The 19,517-nt window shown below is 58.1% G+C and carries 30 protein-coding genes; 1 reads left to right on the top strand and 29 read right to left on the bottom strand.

What is annotated here, in order from left to right:
• Positions 1-3: 3 nt before the first annotated feature.
• From KW835_RS26865 to KW835_RS14005, 14 genes are all read right to left on the bottom strand, one after another.
• Positions 4-126: a hypothetical protein gene (locus KW835_RS26865; RefSeq protein WP_255593529.1), complete on the bottom strand. Its 123-nt coding sequence runs from the start codon at positions 124-126 to the stop codon at positions 4-6.
• The gene (locus KW835_RS14065) at positions 123-374 is read right to left on the bottom strand and encodes a hypothetical protein (protein ID WP_218383350.1); all 252 of its coding nucleotides are present in this window, start codon (positions 372-374) and stop codon (positions 123-125) included. Before KW835_RS14065 ends, KW835_RS26865 begins: the two co-directional genes overlap by 4 nt.
• Positions 375-460: 86 nt before the next feature.
• Positions 461-868, bottom strand: a complete 408-nt coding sequence (locus KW835_RS14060; RefSeq protein ID WP_218383349.1) for a hypothetical protein — start codon at positions 866-868, stop codon at positions 461-463.
• A 338-nt stretch (positions 869-1,206) separates the two neighbouring features.
• Positions 1,207-1,500, bottom strand: a complete 294-nt coding sequence (locus tag KW835_RS14055) for a hypothetical protein (RefSeq protein ID WP_218383346.1) — start codon at positions 1,498-1,500, stop codon at positions 1,207-1,209.
• Between the two features lie 7 nt (positions 1,501-1,507).
• Positions 1,508-1,828, bottom strand: a complete 321-nt coding sequence (locus KW835_RS14050; protein ID WP_218383344.1) for a hypothetical protein — start codon at positions 1,826-1,828, stop codon at positions 1,508-1,510.
• Positions 1,829-2,066: 238 nt separating this feature from the next.
• Entirely contained in the window at positions 2,067-2,459 is a 393-nt protein-coding gene (locus KW835_RS14045; protein WP_218383343.1) for a hypothetical protein, read from the bottom strand.
• A gap of 479 nt (positions 2,460-2,938) precedes the next feature.
• Complete coding sequence (locus tag KW835_RS14040) at positions 2,939-3,382, bottom strand: helix-turn-helix domain-containing protein (protein WP_218383341.1); 444 nt, start codon at positions 3,380-3,382, stop codon at positions 2,939-2,941.
• A gap of 1,708 nt (positions 3,383-5,090) precedes the next feature.
• Entirely contained in the window at positions 5,091-5,483 is a 393-nt protein-coding gene (locus tag KW835_RS14035; RefSeq protein WP_218383340.1) for a hypothetical protein, read from the bottom strand.
• 187 nt (positions 5,484-5,670) lie between these two features.
• A complete protein-coding gene (locus KW835_RS14030) occupies positions 5,671-5,895 on the bottom strand; it encodes a hypothetical protein (RefSeq protein WP_218383338.1) in 225 nt (74 codons plus the stop codon).
• Positions 5,896-6,048: 153 nt separating this feature from the next.
• Positions 6,049-6,693: a hypothetical protein gene (locus KW835_RS14025; RefSeq protein ID WP_218383336.1), complete on the bottom strand. Its 645-nt coding sequence runs from the start codon at positions 6,691-6,693 to the stop codon at positions 6,049-6,051.
• Positions 6,694-6,915: 222 nt separating this feature from the next.
• The gene (locus KW835_RS14020) at positions 6,916-7,314 is read right to left on the bottom strand and encodes a hypothetical protein (protein ID WP_218383334.1); all 399 of its coding nucleotides are present in this window, start codon (positions 7,312-7,314) and stop codon (positions 6,916-6,918) included.
• Positions 7,315-7,445: 131 nt separating this feature from the next.
• Positions 7,446-7,838, bottom strand: coding sequence for a hypothetical protein (locus tag KW835_RS14015; RefSeq protein WP_218383332.1), 393 nt, complete (start codon positions 7,836-7,838; stop codon positions 7,446-7,448).
• A gap of 11 nt (positions 7,839-7,849) precedes the next feature.
• Positions 7,850-8,197 (bottom strand): hypothetical protein, encoded by a 348-nt coding sequence (locus KW835_RS14010; RefSeq protein ID WP_218383331.1) that lies wholly within the window; start codon positions 8,195-8,197, stop codon positions 7,850-7,852.
• A gap of 231 nt (positions 8,198-8,428) precedes the next feature.
• The gene (locus tag KW835_RS14005) at positions 8,429-9,538 is read right to left on the bottom strand and encodes a cation transporter (protein WP_072632770.1); all 1,110 of its coding nucleotides are present in this window, start codon (positions 9,536-9,538) and stop codon (positions 8,429-8,431) included.
• Between the two features lie 46 nt (positions 9,539-9,584).
• Between KW835_RS14005 and cadR the strand changes: the two genes are divergently transcribed.
• Positions 9,585-10,004 (top strand): Cd(II)/Pb(II)-responsive transcriptional regulator, encoded by a 420-nt coding sequence (gene cadR / locus KW835_RS14000; protein ID WP_010791743.1) that lies wholly within the window; start codon positions 9,585-9,587, stop codon positions 10,002-10,004.
• A 22-nt stretch (positions 10,005-10,026) separates the two neighbouring features.
• Here the strand turns inward: cadR and KW835_RS13995 are convergent, their stop codons facing one another.
• The 15 genes from KW835_RS13995 to KW835_RS13925 form a co-directional block, all read right to left on the bottom strand.
• Complete coding sequence (locus tag KW835_RS13995; RefSeq protein WP_031757192.1) at positions 10,027-11,577, bottom strand: IS66 family transposase; 1,551 nt, start codon at positions 11,575-11,577, stop codon at positions 10,027-10,029.
• 76 nt (positions 11,578-11,653) lie between these two features.
• Complete coding sequence (gene tnpB, locus KW835_RS13990) at positions 11,654-11,986, bottom strand: IS66 family insertion sequence element accessory protein TnpB (protein WP_003121550.1); 333 nt, start codon at positions 11,984-11,986, stop codon at positions 11,654-11,656.
• Positions 11,983-12,360 (bottom strand): transposase, encoded by a 378-nt coding sequence (locus tag KW835_RS13985; protein ID WP_071536238.1) that lies wholly within the window; start codon positions 12,358-12,360, stop codon positions 11,983-11,985. The genes tnpB and KW835_RS13985 overlap by 4 nt, the downstream gene beginning before the upstream one ends.
• 255 nt (positions 12,361-12,615) lie before the next feature.
• Positions 12,616-12,963, bottom strand: coding sequence for a 50S ribosome-binding protein YggL (locus KW835_RS13980; protein WP_218383329.1), 348 nt, complete (start codon positions 12,961-12,963; stop codon positions 12,616-12,618).
• Positions 12,964-13,482: 519 nt separating this feature from the next.
• Positions 13,483-13,824, bottom strand: coding sequence for a hypothetical protein (locus tag KW835_RS13975; protein WP_218383328.1), 342 nt, complete (start codon positions 13,822-13,824; stop codon positions 13,483-13,485).
• Positions 13,825-14,079: 255 nt separating this feature from the next.
• Positions 14,080-14,421, bottom strand: coding sequence for a hypothetical protein (locus KW835_RS13970; RefSeq protein WP_218383327.1), 342 nt, complete (start codon positions 14,419-14,421; stop codon positions 14,080-14,082).
• A 7-nt stretch (positions 14,422-14,428) separates the two neighbouring features.
• A complete protein-coding gene (locus KW835_RS13965; protein ID WP_218383326.1) occupies positions 14,429-14,698 on the bottom strand; it encodes a hypothetical protein in 270 nt (89 codons plus the stop codon).
• On the bottom strand, positions 14,695-14,904 hold the full coding sequence (locus KW835_RS13960) for a hypothetical protein (protein WP_218383325.1): 210 nt from the start codon (positions 14,902-14,904) through the stop codon (positions 14,695-14,697). Before KW835_RS13960 ends, KW835_RS13965 begins: the two co-directional genes overlap by 4 nt.
• A gap of 12 nt (positions 14,905-14,916) precedes the next feature.
• Positions 14,917-15,240: a hypothetical protein gene (locus KW835_RS13955; protein ID WP_218383322.1), complete on the bottom strand. Its 324-nt coding sequence runs from the start codon at positions 15,238-15,240 to the stop codon at positions 14,917-14,919.
• A gap of 15 nt (positions 15,241-15,255) precedes the next feature.
• Positions 15,256-15,744: a hypothetical protein gene (locus KW835_RS13950; protein WP_218383319.1), complete on the bottom strand. Its 489-nt coding sequence runs from the start codon at positions 15,742-15,744 to the stop codon at positions 15,256-15,258.
• 23 nt (positions 15,745-15,767) lie between these two features.
• Positions 15,768-16,268 (bottom strand): hypothetical protein, encoded by a 501-nt coding sequence (locus KW835_RS13945; protein ID WP_121944294.1) that lies wholly within the window; start codon positions 16,266-16,268, stop codon positions 15,768-15,770.
• Between the two features lie 370 nt (positions 16,269-16,638).
• Positions 16,639-16,830: a hypothetical protein gene (locus tag KW835_RS13940; protein ID WP_218383317.1), complete on the bottom strand. Its 192-nt coding sequence runs from the start codon at positions 16,828-16,830 to the stop codon at positions 16,639-16,641.
• Between the two features lie 134 nt (positions 16,831-16,964).
• Entirely contained in the window at positions 16,965-17,168 is a 204-nt protein-coding gene (locus tag KW835_RS13935) for a hypothetical protein (RefSeq protein ID WP_218383315.1), read from the bottom strand.
• 25 nt (positions 17,169-17,193) lie between these two features.
• On the bottom strand, positions 17,194-17,970 hold the full coding sequence (locus KW835_RS13930) for a hypothetical protein (RefSeq protein WP_218383313.1): 777 nt from the start codon (positions 17,968-17,970) through the stop codon (positions 17,194-17,196).
• Positions 17,970-18,629, bottom strand: coding sequence for a site-specific integrase (locus KW835_RS13925; RefSeq protein ID WP_218383311.1), 660 nt, complete (start codon positions 18,627-18,629; stop codon positions 17,970-17,972). Before KW835_RS13925 ends, KW835_RS13930 begins: the two co-directional genes overlap by 1 nt.
• Between the last annotated feature and the right edge of the window lie 888 nt (positions 18,630-19,517).

The raw sequence follows: 19,517 nt of genomic DNA, 5'->3' as shown, positions 1-19,517 counted from the left end.
CTGTCAACCCGGATCGCGCGCGTGCCACTCCAGCGGATAGGCCTCAAGGTACTGCTCCCGCGCGATCGCCGCGAGGAATTGCGCCACTGAGTTCGCGGCGGGGCTGCTGATAGCGTTGACGGTCATTTGGTCGATGCCTTCTTCGCCTTCGGATTCCCTGCCTCACAGGCAGCTTTCAATGCCTTGTTCACCACTTCCCGATTGGTAGCCCCATAACCCCGGGCGACCAATTCAATCAGCGCGGCATTGCCCTCCCTATCAAGATCGACGAGGAGCCGCTTCCCTTTGTCATGCGCAAGCTTCTCAAGGAAGACCTTCGCGCGTGGTGTGCTATTGGTGTTGCCGGTGGGGGCGATCTTCTTAACTACGGCCATCGTGGCTCTCCGGATTTGGTAGCAGGACGCAACGCGGCCGACATTGCCGATAGGCGCACTGGCCCTGCAGCGTCTCCCGCAGCCAACTACTTGAGTTCCTGCAGACACAGTGACACGACCAGTTGGCGAAGCTCAGCAGGCTTGAACTCCTTCCCGTCGTAGGCCACGGCGACATAGTCGCTCACGCTCTTCGGGGCGTCCCGCCGAAACTCCTTGCGATACGCCTTCTTGACCTCGGCGAGCGCATCTGCCTGTGGCTTACCGGCGTCACGCATCAGCGCCGCCGACTCCACGAAGCGTCCCCGAAAAGTACAGATCTCGGCCGTTGACATGGCCAGGGCGTTCGAGCCCATGAAGATGAGCGCTCCGAGGGCTCCGGCCACTTGCAGCCTCAGCATGGCCGCGCGCCGCAGGAGCGAACGATTCCCGACCAGCGCACGCGCAGCTGGGCCGCTTGCGGAATCAACAAGCGTTGTTTGCCGAGTAAGTTTCATGAGTTCTCACTTTCAATTCAACACGGCCACAACAGGCCCACGCGAAGCCATGCCCAGGCCGGGAACCCGCCGCGCGCGGCGTCCCCCAGCGACGAGCACTACTCCGGAATGACCTCGCCAAGATGCACGGCGGTGCTCCCGCAAACGCAACGGGGCCGCTCAGGTCCTTCACGCTTTCGCGCGACCAGGTATTCGGGAGTTTGCGATCTAGCAAAGCCCTCCCACTCCACAGTGGTCCTGCCCCAGTCATCTGATCCATCGATCTGAATTCCCGAGTGACCACACTTTTCGCAGGTGATCTTGCGGCGCGTGTATTCCCAACTCATCACTGCTCCTCGTCAACATTGGTGGACTCCAGCTTTGAGCGCTGCGCGGCCTGCATCCTCGATGTAGATTTCCCTCGTAAAGCAGAAACCGTTCAAAGGATCTCCAGGCAGGTCAAAAGGCTCCTCGATCGTGTAGAACACAAGCCCGCGCCGTTCGAGCCTACGGTAGGTCGTGTGGCCGGGTATCTGGGTACCGAACACTGGGTCCCTTTCGTTGGTCTCCGGTACACGCCATTCGATCACCGAGCCCCCGCCTTCGACGAGCAACCTCAACGCGGCAAACTCAGCTTCGGACAATGCGTTCATGGGGCGGTCAGCTGGGGCGTCCCAGACTAGAGCTGGGGTTGTATATCACCTCATCTGTGCGCGGCATCTCGCCGGCATTGATCCGACGTTCAACAACACGCAGACCGAGCGCCGCAGCGCGGGCTTGCGCCGCGTCCACTGTTTGGCAGCAGTCAATCCAGAATGATTGGTCCGACGCCACTGCGATCGCGATCGGCGGCACGTCACCTCCGCACTCAGTCTGGTGGAAGATCACTACTTCGGCTGATCCTTCCAGGTAGCGGGCCATGTCCGCCTTGGTTTCCGGGAAAACAGCGGCCACGTGTGCGGCCTGAACGGTGGTCAACATGATGTTCACTCAATCGATTCGTGGACAACCCGAGCACGAGGCAATGTAGCAGCGTCTCAGGATCAACATTTTTATGTCGCTCTCCAGCTTCAATAGCACTCGCTCGCCGAACAAAGCCTCTTGCCCTGACATCAACCGTACATCTGCTTCCAGTATTGCATGCGCCTGGCGAAGCTCCTGGAGGGCTTCCCGATCCGCTGCAGTAGCTGTGTTCCAGCACTTCATGGTGATGCCGTTCCTACTCGGCCATCGCCAAACCGTTGAACCACCGACCAGCAATCGCGCGAAACTGGCATTCAATCTTTGCCGCCTGTGCCGTTCCCGCAGGGACATTCTTGGTGTGCCCGCCCGCCTGGCCATCCTCCCAGTACCTCGTGGCTTGCTCAATCATCGTGCCGAGGTCCGCCCCGCGCGCTCCGAGTTCAAGCGTGCGCACGGCTGCACGGACATGATCGCCAGCACCTGGAATGCGACTGTCCCCGAGAGCAGCACTCCAGCCGTAAACGGTCGGCGCATTGGCGTCTGCGAAGGTCGCATACAACCTCATGATCGCAACTGCCAGCACAAGGGGATGACCCGGGTAGACCGGCCAATCACCCGTCAGGTCTTGAATAATCACTGCCCCGTCCATCGTTAATCCTTCTTGGCTTTAGCAATCGTCTACTTGTACGCTCTAGATCCGAGCAGGTGCCGAAGCGGGAGCGTAAGCGGGGCACGACTCTCCATCCCCCGGCCACACGCCGTGCCTGGAGAACAGCGGCACGGGGATGCTGATAGGGAGGAGTGGCGCGATATCTGGGACCGGCGCCTTGCAGCGCCCGGGAGACCCTCGGCGGATTCGGCCGGTAGGTGTTCGTTGCCAGTCCACGAGGGTGCACGTCTCGCAGCCTTTCCCAGATTCATTCGCCACGACCAGACGTCCTGTGATTCGCGCATGCCGCGAGTGATGGCTAGTCTAATTGGTTTATATAAACCAAGTCAAGTCAGCCGAGCAGCAACGAATCTATTGGTGGAGTGATGACGCCAACAAATAAAGTCCGTCGGGCCCAATCAAACTCCGTCGAGACCTTGTTGCCGATGCGCCACGACTCAGCCTAGGGTGAGGGGTGGCTATGCCGCCAGCCCGGCTCCAAGGTGGACGAAGTCGTCAACATTCCCTTGACTCACACGGCCCTCATGCGAGGCCAATCTGTAAAGCGATCTCAGCGCCCGCGCTGTCCCTGCCGGGGAAAGTTCTATGTCGAGCCGCTTACCCGCACGATCAAGTGCATTCAGTATCTCTTCGACAAGTCTCCAGTCCAGCATGTCGGCAGCGGCGACTGCAGCACGCCTGCCCGTGAGCACAAAGGCGACATCAACCCCAACCTTTGACTCCAACACCAGCAGCGCCCCCAGATCAAGGCGCGTCCTGCCTGTCTCGATCATCCCAATCACCGAACGGCCAAGCCCCGCCTGGCCACCAAATTCAGCCTGCGTCAGACCAAGGCGCCGCCGCTCCTGTGCCAGTCTGGAACCGATGGAGATGTACGTGACATTGGATGGGATTTCTGACATGACTGTGCTTTGCTGACTGAAAGAGATTCCACAGTCTGTGGCCGACTGCCCGAAGCCGCAACTCCCATTGATCGGTCTCGACGGACTTTATTTGTCGCGACAGCAATCAACGGCACGGATCTCGCAGTTCCCGACGGACTTTGTTCTTAACGACAGCAATCAACGGAACGGATCTCACTGCTCTCGACGGACATAGCATCTGCTCGTGGTGCGTGAACGAACAAGGACTTAACCCCTAAAGCTCCGACAGACCCTTTTTCTGGGGTCAGCGAGCGCACCCCATGGCCGCACTCATTTTCGGGTGGTCATCGCAGTATTCCAGGCCAAGAACTCACCATCGCTCCTGTTGCAGAGCCAGCGCTCAACAGCCGCACACATACCCTCGCCATCATCTCCGAGTGCGAGGAAAGCGGACAGAGGGGGTCCCAGCCGCGCCAACGCACCGGAAAGATTTGCATGGGCGATAGCTCGCACCTCCAACGACCAGCCTGGGGTCGAACCAGCCGCCAATTGCATGTGACGCCAACATTGGCTGTGGAAGAGCTGGTCATCTTCCAAGCGCGCCATCGTGTTCGCGTCATATGCCGGCGATGTGCGCCAGCGATGCTTGACGCCGTTACGAGAGATTCCGATGTAGCGAATAGTCTCCTTGGACTCCTTCGCCATATAAAGACACGCACCTCGCGCACGCCATACCGCGTCATCCAGCACTACATACTTCGAGCTTAGCCAAGGTCCGATCCGAGCGTCTTTGGGGTTCTGTTCGATTTTCCTTTTCCAAAGTGGCAAATGGAGGCGTTCGATTCTGAGTACCGGCGCAGCCGCTGAGAAGAGTGAGTCAGCGATGTCAAGCGCAGAAGGTGTCATTTGAATTGGTGCGGCACATGCGACCGGGAGGAGTTGTTGATGTAGGCAAGAATTGCTAACCCTTAGGTTGCCCCAGGGCAAGTTACAGCGGGCATCGCTGTGCGGATGCCTTGGACTCGGCGTCCGGCACTGCTTTTTCTTGAGGATGTCTTTCGTGGCCAGGGGCGGAGCCAGGGCCTTAATGTGAGCGGCAGACCCCGTTGCGACACATCCAAGTAACGGTGCGCCAGGCAGATTTGTCCGTTCTCATAGCGAGCGCATCGCCCGGCTGAAGGATGTCACCCGGCCAGCTGCCCAGGTCTGTGAGCCACTGGTGGGACGTCGTACGCACCGTGCAGGGGTGCGAGCGCTTCCTGGATTGGCAGTCGCTCAGTTCAATCACCGAACCCAAGGGTTTCATTGTGGTGGTGACTGGTGCTGCGCGTGAGGCCAGCGCGAGCGCCGCTAGGGCAATCACCAGCAGAACCCACACCGCGACTGCAAAACTTGATCTCGACATCTTCATGTTTCCTTCTCTCTGATCCGGCCCGTCTGCCTCAAAGAACGCGGACTGGGGCGGATTCAACATCGACTTGAAGCCAAAGGCCCCGCTCCGGTGACACACCGCTCATAGGTTCTCCCCAGAGTTCAGCCCAATAGTCGCGGAGTTCACTGTCAGAAGGAAGGCTTCCGCAATACTCTTGAATGACTCTGCGAGCGTCAGCGCGGCTAAACGCTGCGACGTAGGCTTGTGGAGAGCTGTTCCACGGGAGCGCGTCCCAAAGCGGATCCCCTGGCTTACGGCATACCAAACCCCCACCGTTCCACACCCTCAATGCTCTCGACATATCGCTTTTCTCTCTCAACAGTTGCCGCGTAGTTTGTTGCTGCGATCGAGCCAGAACTGCACTTTGTCGTAGCAGCGCTGCGCTTGGGCTTTGTCCCCGGCCTCGGCCAACTCGTTTCCCTTCGCTAACCAAGCACCGCCCCTCGCGTCGGCGTCGGCGATCCGCTCGTTCAACGGCTTAGCTGGTGGCTTTGACTTCCGCAAGGTCGCTGCCACTTGACCAGCAACTCTGGGCCGGGCGAGCGGCCCAATGAAGTTCTCGCCGTCACGAGCCCAGTCTTGCCGAGAACCGTTTGTAAACCGTACGAAGGCCTCCCCGTCGCGCTTCTCGCAGATCTCCGGATCCTTCCCCGGCACAACGTACCAGTAGGCGCCACAGGCCAGCTTTTTGGGGTCAGTATTGGGCATTTGGAATCCGGTTGAATGAACATCGAGCAGACGGGCCTAAGCCAAGCGCGATGGTAGCGTTTATATAAACCGAGCCAACACCCCCGCAATTTGCGCGGTCGGGGCGAGCCTTGCTGCGGATCTTTTCGACCGACCTCGACTGGTTCCCTTGGCGCTATTCCGTCGCCATCCGGGCACCGGTAGGGCCCTAAAGTCGGAGCTGGGCTGTGATTGCCCTGCCGCTTTCCGTGGCGGTCCACCGCCCCTCAGCATCCATAGCGACAAGGCCTCCGCGTTGAAGTGCCATCATGGTGTCGGTATTGCAGATTCGAGTACCGTTCACCATCACAGCACTTCCCGCGCCGGGTTCGGTGCCCCATCCTTTGCCGAGCCACTTCATCACGCGGGTTTGCGCCTGGGTCAACTTCACCATAGTTTCTCGTCCTTAAACTGAATTTTCCAGAGTGGACCCATTCACATCAACGGGTTAGCGCCGCGACGCTCCACGCCGGACTCCGAGCAAAACGACTCGCCATCACACCCGCACGATGGCAGGCCCATGTCGGCTTGCATTTCGATAGGCGAGTTATTGGTATGGCAGATGGAAATAATAGCTCTTCGGTTCGACTTTGTAGATTCTATTCCAAGGGTCACGCTTCAGAATAACGTTGGTTTCATTCCACTGCAGGACGTCCTCTATACGCCAACCCTCAGGAGTTTTGACAAGCACATATTTGTACAGATAGCCCTGCTCCACATCTCGTTTCGCGTAGTCAGGAATGGCTTCATCGGGCCTCGGGCCAACTGCATCGCGCATGACCACCTCAATAACCGAGCGCGTCTCGGTTTCCATATGGACCTTTTTTATCTGCCTGTCGATCTTCAGATCACGGCAGGTATAGTGATCCTCCCTGGACTTCAAGGGGTCACCAGCGAGTAGCATGCTTCGGTTGTTCACGAATTCTTTCGTATCCGAAGCAAGCTTCACACAATTTCGATATTCGAACGCCGTCAGCTCATCAAGGTATGCCCACCATGATTTAACGGCAAAATCTGGGGTAGATGTATCAATTTTTGGCAATACCGGAGCCTTACCGCCCCCGACAGCGCTTGAAACCGCTTCGCGGACGCCGACTGGATCAGCAGCCGCTGTTGATGACTTCTCCGAGCAACCCGCGAGCGACAAAGCCGCGAGAAGGGGAAGTAATAATATTGCTTTTATGGCTTTCATTTTCTGGATAAGATAATCTTAATGCTCTACTTATCGTGTTCTGCCCACGCCCAGACCTAAGCGTAGCAAAGGACACCACCATCGAATCAATTTAGGAGGGAGATCCGGTTGTTCATGATATTGAATCGTTCCTACGCGGCGCCGATGTGAAGGAGAAGCTCTCCAACTCTGCATCTCTCTTTCAAGGAGAACTTCCTGTTTACCTTACATCGCTCGGCTCCGTCACCCGACTTCCTTAATGCTTGAGCTGCAACTAGCAGAATATAGTGTATTAAACGCCTTCTGCTCAACACTGTTCTCGTCTAGGTTTTCATCTATGAAAGCTACCTTCCCGTCCGCAACGAACCTGTGGTAACCAACGTACCCGCCCATCTTGTTCTTGGCGTTCACCTCGCCGCACAAACTAAGTATGGCAGTCGCGGTCCCTTTTCCCTCTTCAAATTCCGAGATGAACAAACGTCGGAATTTCGCGCTGTCCGGATCACTAAGCCCGTCAGCCACCATGGCTTTCACTTTATCAACTTTGAACTCGTTGGCACGATCGGTGCTCGATGACGAGCACGCAGTGCCGAGAAGAATCGCGCCGAGTGAAATAGCCAGGGTGATGGGTGAAATTCTCATAATTGTCGGGCTCTCGCAAACAAAGCTTGCATTGCGGGGGGGACGGTGGGAACTAACCGAGCTCTACGATGGCGGCATCAAAGCAACATGCTTTATCAATTACGGGTATACCATTTCGCGGGCTTCGTAACTTAGGCCAGGCCCAACCGGAACACGGTCACGCCAAACGTCATGACGTAGTGGGTGAGCCCTACAGCGATCACCGCCCTCCGTCCTTCAATGCTGCGCGACTGGAAGATCGAGGCCGACGTTCCGTACAGGAGCGACGCCCCCGCACCGATGGCTCCAAGTCCCTGGTACATGGTAGGAGGCACGGGCGCGGCCAGGATAGTGCCGGTGAGGGTGTCAAGGCCCGCTGGGGATCCAGCGGAGCTGGAGGCCGCAGTCAGGCACCACTGCAAGAGGCACGCGATCACCGCGCCGAAGCCTGCGCACAGGGCTACCCAAGCGACTGGCGCCACCGGGATATCGGACTGGGCCCCCGAGCGCTGAGTTCCCAAACCATCCATTCTGTCGTTCTTCATGCGGGCATTCCTCAAGCCTGCCCAGCCTTTGCCGGGAAACGTTCGACGGTCAACCGCGCTTGGATTGCACTACAGGACATTAATCTGCAGGCCATGACCCTCGTTGCAACTTCAGTCTCCGCCGTTGCCACTTCCCAGCTCATGTCGCGCGCCTGAAGTGAGTAGGCTGAGGCTGCGTTTCCATCCCACCAGGAAGGCACCTTTCTCAACAACGCAAAGGCGTGCCCTTCCCAGCGGCGATTAGCACCCGACCATGCCATCAGCTGTGAACCAAATTCCGGATGACCCTCACAGGCCAATATGACTGGCGTGCCATCGCGAGGTGCGCGCTCGATCGGTTCGAACTCATTCAGGTCCATGCATTCACTCCAGGTTCATTCTCGGGTACCGACTGCGCGATCACTTGCGATCGCGACTATCAACTCGTCGATCGCTCGACCCGCTGATCACCGCGAGTCACGCGACGACGACACAGGCGGTCGAGATACCTGCAGCGCCCCGATCAAAAGCCATGCCCGCAACAACGAAAAAGGTAAGCGGCCGGCCATCCCACCTTGGCTAGGCATCGGTGTGGGATGCCGCTAGATTGGCTATCGGAGGTTCAGGATGCGCCGGGCACCGCTGAGCACTATCAGCGCAATGACTGCGCCAATCACGAGGTCAGGGTACGAGGAGCCCGTCCAAGCGACCAAAACACCAGCGACTATCACCCCCGCGTTTGCGATCACATCATTCGCAGAAAAAATGTAGCTTGCCGTCATGTGGGCGCCCCGATCCCGCTTCTTGGCGATCAGCACCAGGCAGGTGACGTTGGCGATCAATGCGACCAGCCCGATACTCATCATGAGCATGGACGCCGGCTCACTTCCCACAACTGCCCGCCGAACGACCTCCAAAAGCGCGCCAAGCGCAAGCACGACTTGCAACCAACCAGCGATGTGCGCTGCCTTCATCTTCAAGGCGGCGGCGCGGCCCACCGCATAGAGCGCCAGTCCGTAGACCGCCGCATCGGCGAACATGTCAAGCGAGTCCGCTATGAGACCTGTGGACTGGGCGATCAGGCCAACGATCAACTCAAAGACAAACATCGCACCGTTGATAGCGAGCAGCAGCTTTAAGGTCCGAGCCTCAGAGGCATTCCCCTCTGCGTCTGGGGCCGTAGACTCGTCGCTTTGCACGCTGTCCAACACTTGCGCGCCGAGGTTGAGAGGGATGAGACGGCCCAGCAGCTCTTGCGTACTTCCCCCATGCTGCACGGTGAGTACACGGTCCTTCAGATCGAAGTCCAGTGCCGCAACAGCCGACGCATCGGCCAGCGCCATCCGAATGAGATTCTCCTCCGACGGGCAATCCATCTTCGGCACGGAGAAACGCGTCTTCCACTGCCCGCCTTCGGTGCGCCTCTCGCTTGTCAGCAGAACCGCACCCAAGTTCAGGGGCGTCAGCTTCTGGGCGATCCTGGCGGGCTCGCCCGAGTGCACCACCCGGAGCTGCCGATGGGCCAGATCGAAGGTCATCGGCCCAACCCCGGTCAGACCACCCAGCGCCATGCGAATGAGGTTCTCCTCGGAGGGGCAGTCCATTCCCGGAACTGAAAATGTGCTCTCCACGGAAGCAATGGCGCTTGGGGCCTCGTCGACCGTCTGCGAATTGCAACTGCTCGAGCAGCTACTGCTTTGACATGTACTCATGTCCCGTATTAGAAACCCTCAAGTAGCTGTAGAGTCAAGCGGTAGGTAGGCAAATATGAAAATCGGTGAACTATCGTCATTGGCAGGGTGCTCCGTTCCCGCGGTGCGCTTTTATGAAGCAGAGGGCCTTCTGCAGGCGCCCCTGCGGGCCGCCAACAACTATCGGCAATATGGCCAACAGCATGTCGACAGGTTGGCCTTCATCGTTCGGTGCCGCTCGCTGGACATGTCGCACGACGATATCCGGGCTCTGCTGCAGTTGCAGGACGACCCCGCCATGTCCTGCGACGAGGTCAATGCCTTGCTAGACGATCAAATGCGCTTGGTAGAGCAGCGAATCGCCGAGTTGCAGGCGCTGCGCAAGCAACTGCGTGCCATCCGCAGTACCTGTGCGGGAGGGGTATGCGTTGGCGATTGCGGTGCACTTGAATCGCTGCGCAGCGCCACTGGGGCAAGCTGGCCAACCGTTCGCTGAGCGGAGCCTCAAATAACGACATTCAGCTCGGTGCGAACCAACGATGCGGTAGCAACTCGTGAACCAGGCTAACCCGTTGCGTCGGCAAGCGAGCCAAAACGTCCTTGAGATACGCATAGGGATCATGCCCATTGAGTCGTGCTGACTGGATGAGCGTCATGACGGCTGCTGCCCTCTGACCAGCTCGTAGGCTGCCCGCAAAGAGCCAGTTGTTGCGGCCAATGGCAATCGGCCGAATCTGGTTCTCGATCCAGTTGTTGTCCACGGGCAGCTGTCCGTCATCGACGAACCGGGTCAAAGCCTCCCAGCGCCGCAAGCTGTAGTCCAGCGCTTTGGCGCTTGCCGAGCCTTCCGGCACCTTCTGGCGTTGCAGCACCATCCACTGGTGCAAGGCATCAAGCAGCGGCTTCGTTTGTTGTTGCCGGATGGTTTGGCGCTGATCGGTCGCAATCTCCTTGACCTCACGCTCGATCTCGTAGACCCGCGCGAACTGCTGCAGCGCGACCTCGGCGATCTGGCTTTGGTTCGCCGCGTGCAAATCGAAGAACTTGCGCCGCGCGTGCGCCAGGCAGCCGACCTCGGTCACACCACTTGCGATCAAGGCCTTGTAGCCGCTGAAGTCGTCACAGGTGAGGCTGCCTCTCCAGTCGCCCAGGAAGCGCCGGGCGTGTTCGCCCGAGCGCGATTCGCAGAAGTCGTAGACGACCGCCTTGATGTTCTCGAAGGCGCCCGTGGCATAGGCCCATAGGTACGCCCGGTGCGCCTTGCCGTTGCCCGGCTTGAGCATGGACACCGGCGTCTCGTCGGCATGCAGCACGCGGCGCTGCAGCAGCTCTGTCCTCATGGCGTCAACCAGTGGCTGCAACTGCACGCCACACGAGCCCACCCATTGCGCCAGCGTGGAGCGGGGGATGGCTAGGCCGGCGCGGCCGAAGATCGCTTCCTGGCGGTACAGCGGCAGGTGGTCGGCGTACTTGGCCACCAGCACTTGCGCCAGTAGCCCAGTGGTAGGGATGCCTTTGTCGATGATGTGAGGATCGACAGGCACCTGGTGAATCGTCTCGCACTGGGCACAGGCCCACTTGCCCCGGATGTGGCGCTCCACCGTGAACACGCCGGGCGCGTAGTCCAGCTTCTCGGCCACGTCCTCGCCGATGCGCTTCATCTGGCAACCGCAGGCGCAGGTGGTGGACTCGGGCTCGTGGCGGATCTCGCGCCGCGACAGGTTGGCCGGCAGGGGTGCGCGTTTGGGGACTTGCTTGTCTTGGCGGCCTGCCACTGGCGGCGTGGCCTGCTCGATCTCATCGGCCACCGCCTGCAGGTCCTCATCCAGCGATTCATCGAGCAGGCTCTTCTGCTCGGCGCTGAAGCGCTCCGACTGTGCGGCGAACTTCATGCGCTTGAGCAGTGCGTTCTCGTGCGTGAGCTTGTCGATCTGCGCCTGCTTGAAGACCGCCTCTTGGCCCTGGCGTGCGATCACGCCGTCTCGCTCGGCCAGCTCACCCATCAACGACAGCAGGGCCGCTCGCATCTGCTGCGGCTCCAGGGTGTCAAGGTGGTCTGCGGTGATCACGGGAGAAGATGATGCGGCTAACATCACATTCGCGCATCGGTGCAAGCGCTGATTGCCTGGCCAACGACCGGAGCACTCAAAGTACAGTGATGACTCCAGCCTCGCCGACGTTCTTCCAGGGCAGGCCCAGCACGAGCGCATCGAACTGCGTTCGGCTGAGTGTGGCGGTGGTGGCGGCATCGCGCGGCCAGACGAACTTGCCGCTATTCAGGCGCCGGGCCGCCAGCCAGACACCGATGCCGTCGTGCACCAGCACCTTCATGCGGTTGGCTCGTCGATTGGCGAACAGATAGGCGTGGTGTGGGCGCGCTGCGCCAAAGACAGCCACTACCCGGGCGAGCGCCGTCTCGGTGCCTGCTCGCATGTCCAGCGGCTCGGTGGAGAGCCACAGCGCATCAATGCGGATCATCGGAGCCAGTCGCGCAGCCACGCTGCACATGACGCTGCATCTTCCAGGGGCCAGTTCACGGTGACTACGCTGGCGCTGCGCCGAACATCAACGCGAATCGCACGCGACACGGGCGGCGAGCTGGTCTCGGTTGCTGGGAGCTGTTCAACTGGTGGAGGCAGATTCAGCGCAACGAACTCATTCCGGGGCGCTGGCAACAGGGAGTCTGCTTGCTCGCGCATCCAGCGATGAACGATGTTGGCGTTGATTCCGTGTGCAAGCGCTACGCCGGCCACTGACGCGCCGGAGACCTGGCATTCGGCCACGATCTGGCCTTTAAGTTCCGGGGAGTAGTAGTGCCGCTTGGGGCGCTGGGCGATCGTGTCGTTCGCCATAGTGTGCGTGATGTTCATCGTGCACACGATGCCTCGACACTGGGTCTATCTCAAGATGGGATTGCCGGACGCTTACCGAAAAAGAGCGCGGCTACTGGAAACATCATCTTCATCCCCTCAATGTGGATGGTGAGTTTACAGTTTATATAAACCTCGTCAACACATTTGCGCCTCGTTGCCGGCGAATTGGCACCCGATCCCCGCGTCCCAATTTGTGACCCGTGTCGCGCCTTCGGCCGCGCTTAGTGGGCCAGTTCACTGACGGTGACCGTGCCAGGCGTCCACAAGCCCTCCCACCTCGAACGTCTTCACATCCGATCTGGATGCGAGCCACGCTGAGAATGCTTGCCTGTGCTGTTGAGAGGCCGAGCCTCGCTCCATCCGTGAAACAAAGCCGACGTTGGCACCGCCGCCAAAGGCAAGGCCAAGCGGCTCGACCAGTTGCTCCAGAAAGGCCAACAAAAATGCGCGTTGCTCATCGGAAGAAAGAACCTTGTGGTGTTCGATTGTGATGTTGAAGCCCGTCTCAGCGAACTCACCAATGCGCAGCTTCTTGCGCAGTCGGCGACTGCGGTTGCGATTGGCAGGCGGGCGATACTTCATGGCTGGGCTCCTCCGTTTGGCGTTGTCCGCGATTGCGCGGTGGCGCGTCCCGTCAGGGGTAGCGACTTTGGTAGACGGTGCAGTTTTCGGTATGGCGTGCGAGGTCATGATGCGTTCTTACCTTCAGCGCCCAATTCGTACCAAACCCGCAGGCCCACCTCATTCCGGCTGGTTTCGGAGAAAATATCGAAGCGGATCTGTACAACTTGAGAGTCTCAACATTGATGACTCGTGCGTCCTGATTTCTAGCCAACCAAGCATTCAGTTGTCGTTGTGCTTCACTGGATGGGCCTTCGAAGGTCTCGTGCTGGATACGGCGAGGGGCGTTCCCACTCACTTTTGCAAGAAGCGCTTCAATGGGCCCTTGGGCTGGGGATTCCATGCTGCTTTCCTTTTAGATAATTGCCGGGGTGGCGGTGCGTCGTCGTGGATCAGGCCCATGCTCTACACGGCGCACAAAGTTGTCAGGCACATGGCCGTCAGCCCGTCCAACAGTCCCCAAATACTTTCCTCTGGTTCTCAGGCTACGCGCCCACCTGCGGCCCGGATTGCTGCAACGACAGCATCGCGCTTGGTCAAGTCGCACTCGACGATGATGCTCGTGGTGGTTTGCAGCTTGCGCCAGCGCTTAAAGTAAGTTTCAAAGCTCGGTTCATCGCTTCCCACTTGGGCATTGAAGACAATCCCATGGTTCAAGATCACAACCGCATCGTCAGGGATGTTCTCGTACCCTTTATCGCCGTGATCCTCACCATTGACCAACACCGTTTCTTCTTCGTGGTATGTGTCGGTGTCTTCTGGCCAAAACTGGCTGTCTTCATAGAAGCGCTTGAACTCAGCGCCTGTGGTTTTTGTTGGCATCTCCGTCTTTCCTTGCTTTCTCAGTACGATGTCCGAAGGCCGTTGTGCTCGAACATGTCATGCCTGTACTGATTAACGTCCACCCAGGCCCCCAACGCATCGCGTAGCACCCACCTTTGGCCAACCGGGTTGCCATTGGGTGTCACGCCACCCTCGCGACGTGCAGTGAAGCCATTCGATGCTTGGTACACACCCGGCCCGACTTCTCGCATCACGCTCGGGGCCTCGGTGATCGGTTGCACGGTTGGTTTCCGTTCAGTTCTGAAAGGCTGCGAGCGCCGGGAAGTCCTGGGGTGCCATGGCGCTCCGGGTAAGCCATCCGAGCGAAAGCCGGATGGTAAGAGTGTGCCCGGCCATTTCAGTTTCCAATGCTCCCAGCACGTCGGCCTGTGCGGGCGTGAAGCTACCCACATCCAACGCACGGCTGATGTGACCACCCCACACAGAGTGATAGAGGGCATGTTCAGCCTCGGCGCTCTGAGTAAACACATCGATGGACGAAAGCGCATTTCGAACCAACTTACCGGCTGTTGCGCATTCCGCGTCGTCAAACTGACTGAGCCGCGTTGCCAAGTATTGAAGCGTAGATGACTTCACAGTTTTCCTATTTGTGATCTGGTTTACTGCCCAAGCGCTTGAATGCGGACAGAAACACAAAAACGGTTCCTGCAAAGCCAGCAATGAGTAAGGCTATGCGAGCGGGTGGAGCCCAACTGTCATCGAACAAGAAGTGGTAAGCGGCCACATTCAGCAAGAGCAGCAACGAAATCACGAAGACCATAGCCGCTGCAAAATCGCGGCTCTCTTTGCTTTTTTTAGCCTTTCGTGCAAGGGCAACTTCTGGAGTCATCGGCATAGGTTTGGTTTCCTTCACTTCGTCTCGATGATCGTGACTGGCTTGTGCCCGCCTTCCGGGTCACAACCATCCTTGTATTTCACAGTGCCGAAAACGAACTCTTCCTTGCGGCCATCTTTGTTGATGATGATGTGCGAAAGAGCCACATTGGACCGATCACCCAGCACAATCACTGGCGTCGGTTTGCGCAACACAAGGCGCTTGATCCATTCAATACCGACCATGCTGCTTTCCCATCATTCGGTAGGTTGATCGACCACTTGCGCACTGTCGTTGGCGTCATACCGTTGTATCTCTCTGCTTAGCAGCAGAAGCACACTAGCTGTCAGCGATAGCATGATGGTCGCCAGCGGTACAGAAACGCCAATAAGCGCAAACTTGGTCGGCGCCATCGACAATGCTCCCATCCATCCGAACCACCCCAGCAGTGCCACCCACGGCTTGACCGGCCCTTGCACCATTGCTAGCCATGGATATGCCACAACGGATAGGCACCATTGGTACGCAGTGAGTGGTACCCGTTGCGCAATAGATTTTGCCGGGGTCATTTCTTGGTTCATATGCTTTCCTTGAAGTCAGTTCAACGTCGAAGGTGATTCGTTGTGGGTGAGTGATGCGGGCATCAACACCAGGTCAGCAAGCAGTACGGACTTGCCACGTTCCTTCACCGGAGAATCAGCAAGAAAAACTTGATGCTCAGTTAAGACAAATGTTTTGACAACCTCCCCTTCGACGAGTTTGTGCGGCGGAGCGACCAGAATCACCGCCCTTGGCAGTTGTCGCCCAGCCCGAGCTAATGCTGCTCGCACTTCGCCTCCGGTCACCAGGTAACTCCGAGCCAGGTGAGCCAACGCCTTTACCACCCCCATCGCCGAGTCTTCCCTATTGGAGAAAAAAAGGTGGAGATCTTCTGTGCGCAGCATGTCAGTATTGGGCTTGCCGTCTTCAAGATAGAGCCACCATCCTGCTGGAGCCGCATGCCCTTTAAGGAGCGCTTGCACAACAGGGTAGGTGCAACGACGGTGAAGTTCTCGCAGCTCAGCGAGTGAGGGTTCAATGTTCATATCTTTCCTTTGAGAATGTCCACCTATCGCGAGCGCAATATCTGGCCGTAATGAACAGCCAGCGTACTTCCAGCTGAGTACGGGACCTCATTGCCGTCACTGGTTTCAAGTACCGGGCCTTTGTCACCTAAGGGGCCAACCCCGGTCTTTGCGACACCACCATTCTCGACAAACTTGACTGTTGCCTCTTCAATTTTCTGTGCAACGAAGCGACGATCCATGTGGGCCGTGGTAACCAACAGAACTTGGTGCCAGGCATAGACTGATCTCGCCAACTCAAATTGCACATACAGCCGTTGGTTAGTCATGATCCAATCCCGGGCAACCCGTTCGGCGTTCTCAACCGCATCCAACTCACTTGGCGAATTGCTGTGGTCTCCACCCAACTTCGCCACAGACGATTGGTCATCGAAAGTGGTAGGGCGTTCTGAGAACACTCTCGCCTCACCCATCCATCCGCTTTCGATCTGTTGCGCTCTCGCGGCGATGTAGAAGCCTTCATACGGTCCAGAAATACGCGCCATTGCTGTGTCCTTGTTCAAGCTGCAATGCCAAGGTGCAGACCTTGGCGCTGGAGCCTAGACATGGCCAACGCGGGCCATGTATGCTTTCCTAGATGTTCTGTGGGCGTCAGCGTGGACCGCGTTTCACAAGCGCCTCATCCGCACCACGAAGGTATGAGCCATTTGGCCCTTGGAATTTGAAGCCCCAACTTTCTTCCTTCCAAACCACAGTCTCTTTTATTGCCTTGAGTCGGTTTTGGTAGTACCCGACTTCTAGCGATCCGTCACTATTGACCTGAAACACGTAGCCAGGCGTGGAACGGCCAATAGTGATCCATTGACCAACAGCTATTGCTGGAGGTGGGGAAGACATTTTGTTTTCCTATGCTGCTTAATGAGACAGCCTGGCGCAGACAGCACTCCAGCCAGGCCAGTCCGAGGTGCCCTTGCCGCCAGCCCCCAAGTTCGACTGTTCCCACTCGGCAAGTGCCTTCTGCTCATCTTCAGTCATCTTTGGATACACGGACAGCATCCTCCCAACGGTAAGGATGAATGGATGCTGATCGAATTCTTGTTCGGTCATCTTTTTCCTTCAAATCACATTTCGAAGAAGCCGGCTTGGCGCGCAAAGTACCATGACGCTCGCTCAAGTCCGATCTTTTGAGTCAGAAGTGCCAGCTTTGCGCAGATACTTTTGCTCGTGATTCGCATGGTTTCCTATCTGCCGACTGACTGACCAGCGGCAAGTAACTTCAACTTCACCTCGTCAGGCACGTAGAGGCCCGCTTTGCCGTCCGCGACGAGCCCTCGCGCTATCAGGGACTCCGCGTCGAGGCGAAGGCGTTCGGGCTGCGGAATGCCGTTTCGATGGCTATTGTTGGTCGCCTTGAGCAGCACAAGCTCCTTGTCGGTCACGTCCATACTTGCTTTTTCCTCGGGTGATTGATCAGCCGATCTCTTCGAAATGCACCTCGGTCTTGACGAGACCCGCGCCGTCTGCCGCAATCTGTTTCTTCAAGTGTTCCAGCAATGCACCCTTGAAGGCAGAGTCCAACGCTACCGCTTGAGATGAAACTTGCAGGGGCGCCAACTTGGCAACAGCCGTTCCCGCTGAGCCTACGAGGCTCAAAGGATCGACACCAGTTGGCACAACAAGACCGTAGGTTGGATTGCTGGTGCGATAGGTATCGACCAACATGCGTGCTACAGCCGCAGGACGCACGCGGGGGTAACGGCTGACGACAGCCTCAACCGACAGCACCAGTCGCGCGTCGTTGTTGATGTCGGTAGCGGCACGCTGGACACCAGCGTTGATCTGCTCTGGGGTGTCATCCGGGTATAGTTTTTGAATTTGCGCCGCAGCGCGGATCAGAACACTGGTAGCAGCGTCAGCAGCTTCGTTCAGGAACGGGGATGTCATTGGGTCACCTCTTGAGTCGGGCGCTGGACGGCGCGATATCGAGAATTTTATATCCCCATTGGGGATATGTAAAGATGCCTTGTGTGTGTCCGCAAGCCCAGCGACCTGGAGCAGACGATCATGAATAAGCACCTGGGCAACCAAGTTCCAGGTGGCTTCATCCATCCGACGAAAATCGCTCGACTCTTGTGGAAGCAGCCACTTGTCAATGGCTCTCCGCGAGCAACCGAGGCGCGCACTAAACCCATCACGGGTGAGCCCGAGCTCCGCCATGGCTTCTCGAAGAAAAGTCTGCTGCTCCATCACACAGCCCTCGCAACAATGTCCGCCAATCGCACGGGATCGCCCTCCACCAGCCGCTTGGTGGTGCTCACACTCTTGTGCCCCAGGATGGCAGCGATGTGCACCAGATCACGCCCCTGACGATGCTGCTTGACTGCGAAGGTGCGGCGGGCGGACTGGGCGCTACCGCCTTCGATCCCGGCATTCGCATGCAGGCGCGAGATGTAAGCACCCAATGTGTTGCACGAATAGCTCCAGACGCCCGAAGGGAGCCTTCGCTTGGTCAGCGCATAGGCTCCACCGCCTTCGGTGAGAAACAAAGCGCTTTCGGGATCAAGGCCTCGGTAGGCCCCCTCCTTCACCGTGACTCCGTGCTTGTGCTCCACGCGCCAGGCGAGGTACGCATCAAGTGCTGTCACAACACGTTTATTCGACCAAAAAAGGGGCCGCTCTTCGCCGTTGTGCGCCACATCGACGCGCACCGCGCTCGTGACGCGCACATTGCCCACGGCATCCAGGTAGTCGGCCACTGAGATGGTGGCCAGCTCAGTGACCGACAGAGCCGTGCCGTAGAGGGTCAGAAGCAAAGCAATGTCGCGAAGCGGAACACGGCTGTACGCCGCAGTCGCTTTCAGCAGATGCTCAATCTGCTTGTCCTCAATAACTGGGGGTTTTGACACTCTTGCAATTGTTAGTTATGAACGAATTACATTGAGTTTAGCAGTCCAGCGGTATCCAGACTACCTGCTGCGCGAGCACTGATGCCACATCAAGGAAAGTCGGAAAGGGTTACCCGTGACCCGCTTCTTTCCGGGGCCACTTCAAGGGTGTTCTATATCCACGCTGCGCCCTCGGCTTTTGCGTCCTTGAGTTCCAGGAGCATCCTCATGACTCCCTGCGGCAAACTCGACCCGACGCTTCCGGGGTTCACGTCTATACCGATGTGGCGTTCAAGTAGATTCGCCCCGAGCGTTGACACTGACAAAGTGCCCGTAGGCGTCCGTCTCAGCAACTGCTCTTTCACAAGCTCCTGAATAACAATGCCTGGTGGATACCCCCGAGACATGACCTGGTTGGCGAAAGATGGCGTCAAGGTAACCGCCTCTCCAGCCTCAGCAAAACGCTTTCCAAGTAGCGCTCGCAAACTGGAAGCGAACCGAATACGCTTTGCCGAATCGGTCTGTTCACCATGAATGCGCTGCAGCTCCCTGGTGATGCGGCCCAACGCTACATCGCGAGCCCCGCGATCAATTTCGTAGCACCGCAAGCTGTCAAGCAAAACCTGAAATGTGTTCAAGTCATGGAGCCGCTGGATCTGCGCAGTGGAAGGATTGTGAAGCCTCATCAACCAGGCGCGCTCAACGCCCCAGCGCTCCTTCGCCTCAGAGAGCAATGCTCTGTCCTGCGCCCCCATGGGTCCCGACTTTGGTCGTGGGACAACCACGGGCGGATCTTGATTTGTAGACTCGACCAATGTGCGCTTCAAGAGCAACATGGCTTGATCGAACGCTACCACGCGGGTCGCCTTTGGCTGGGACTGAACACTGCGACGTGACGCATTACCCCAA

It is taken from the genome of Acidovorax sp. sic0104 (genome assembly GCF_019219095.1).
In the GTDB taxonomy this organism is placed as follows: Bacteria; Pseudomonadota; Gammaproteobacteria; order Burkholderiales; family Burkholderiaceae_C; genus Acidovorax.
Note: the sequence above shows the minus strand (reverse complement) of the source record. Positions and strands in the feature narration are given on the sequence as shown.

Coding starts and splice junctions, on each gene's coding strand:
- KW835_RS26865 (WP_255593529.1), bottom strand. CDS start 126: ATGACCGTCAACGCTATCAGCAGCCCCGCCGCGAACTCAGTGGCGCAA.
- KW835_RS14065 (WP_218383350.1), bottom strand. CDS start 374: ATGGCCGTAGTTAAGAAGATCGCCCCCACCGGCAACACCAATAGCACA.
- KW835_RS14060 (WP_218383349.1), bottom strand. CDS start 868: ATGAAACTTACTCGGCAAACAACGCTTGTTGATTCCGCAAGCGGCCCA.
- KW835_RS14055 (WP_218383346.1), bottom strand. CDS start 1,500: ATGAACGCATTGTCCGAAGCTGAGTTTGCCGCGTTGAGGTTGCTCGTC.
- KW835_RS14050 (WP_218383344.1), bottom strand. CDS start 1,828: ATGTTGACCACCGTTCAGGCCGCACACGTGGCCGCTGTTTTCCCGGAA.
- KW835_RS14045 (WP_218383343.1), bottom strand. CDS start 2,459: ATGGACGGGGCAGTGATTATTCAAGACCTGACGGGTGATTGGCCGGTC.
- KW835_RS14040 (WP_218383341.1), bottom strand. CDS start 3,382: ATGTCAGAAATCCCATCCAATGTCACGTACATCTCCATCGGTTCCAGA.
- KW835_RS14035 (WP_218383340.1), bottom strand. CDS start 5,483: ATGCCCAATACTGACCCCAAAAAGCTGGCCTGTGGCGCCTACTGGTAC.
- KW835_RS14030 (WP_218383338.1), bottom strand. CDS start 5,895: ATGGTGAAGTTGACCCAGGCGCAAACCCGCGTGATGAAGTGGCTCGGC.
- KW835_RS14025 (WP_218383336.1), bottom strand. CDS start 6,693: ATGAAAGCCATAAAAGCAATATTATTACTTCCCCTTCTCGCGGCTTTG.
- KW835_RS14020 (WP_218383334.1), bottom strand. CDS start 7,314: ATGAGAATTTCACCCATCACCCTGGCTATTTCACTCGGCGCGATTCTT.
- KW835_RS14015 (WP_218383332.1), bottom strand. CDS start 7,838: ATGAAGAACGACAGAATGGATGGTTTGGGAACTCAGCGCTCGGGGGCC.
- KW835_RS14010 (WP_218383331.1), bottom strand. CDS start 8,197: ATGGACCTGAATGAGTTCGAACCGATCGAGCGCGCACCTCGCGATGGC.
- cadR (WP_010791743.1), top strand. CDS start 9,585: ATGAAAATCGGTGAACTATCGTCATTGGCAGGGTGCTCCGTTCCCGCG.
- tnpB (WP_003121550.1), bottom strand. CDS start 11,986: ATGATCCGCATTGATGCGCTGTGGCTCTCCACCGAGCCGCTGGACATG.
- KW835_RS13985 (WP_071536238.1), bottom strand. CDS start 12,360: ATGGCGAACGACACGATCGCCCAGCGCCCCAAGCGGCACTACTACTCC.
- KW835_RS13980 (WP_218383329.1), bottom strand. CDS start 12,963: ATGAAGTATCGCCCGCCTGCCAATCGCAACCGCAGTCGCCGACTGCGC.
- KW835_RS13975 (WP_218383328.1), bottom strand. CDS start 13,824: ATGCCAACAAAAACCACAGGCGCTGAGTTCAAGCGCTTCTATGAAGAC.
- KW835_RS13960 (WP_218383325.1), bottom strand. CDS start 14,904: ATGGTCGGTATTGAATGGATCAAGCGCCTTGTGTTGCGCAAACCGACG.
- KW835_RS13955 (WP_218383322.1), bottom strand. CDS start 15,240: ATGAACCAAGAAATGACCCCGGCAAAATCTATTGCGCAACGGGTACCA.
- KW835_RS13950 (WP_218383319.1), bottom strand. CDS start 15,744: ATGAACATTGAACCCTCACTCGCTGAGCTGCGAGAACTTCACCGTCGT.
- KW835_RS13945 (WP_121944294.1), bottom strand. CDS start 16,268: ATGGCGCGTATTTCTGGACCGTATGAAGGCTTCTACATCGCCGCGAGA.
- KW835_RS13940 (WP_218383317.1), bottom strand. CDS start 16,830: ATGACCGAACAAGAATTCGATCAGCATCCATTCATCCTTACCGTTGGG.
- KW835_RS13935 (WP_218383315.1), bottom strand. CDS start 17,168: ATGGACGTGACCGACAAGGAGCTTGTGCTGCTCAAGGCGACCAACAAT.
- KW835_RS13930 (WP_218383313.1), bottom strand. CDS start 17,970: ATGGAGCAGCAGACTTTTCTTCGAGAAGCCATGGCGGAGCTCGGGCTC.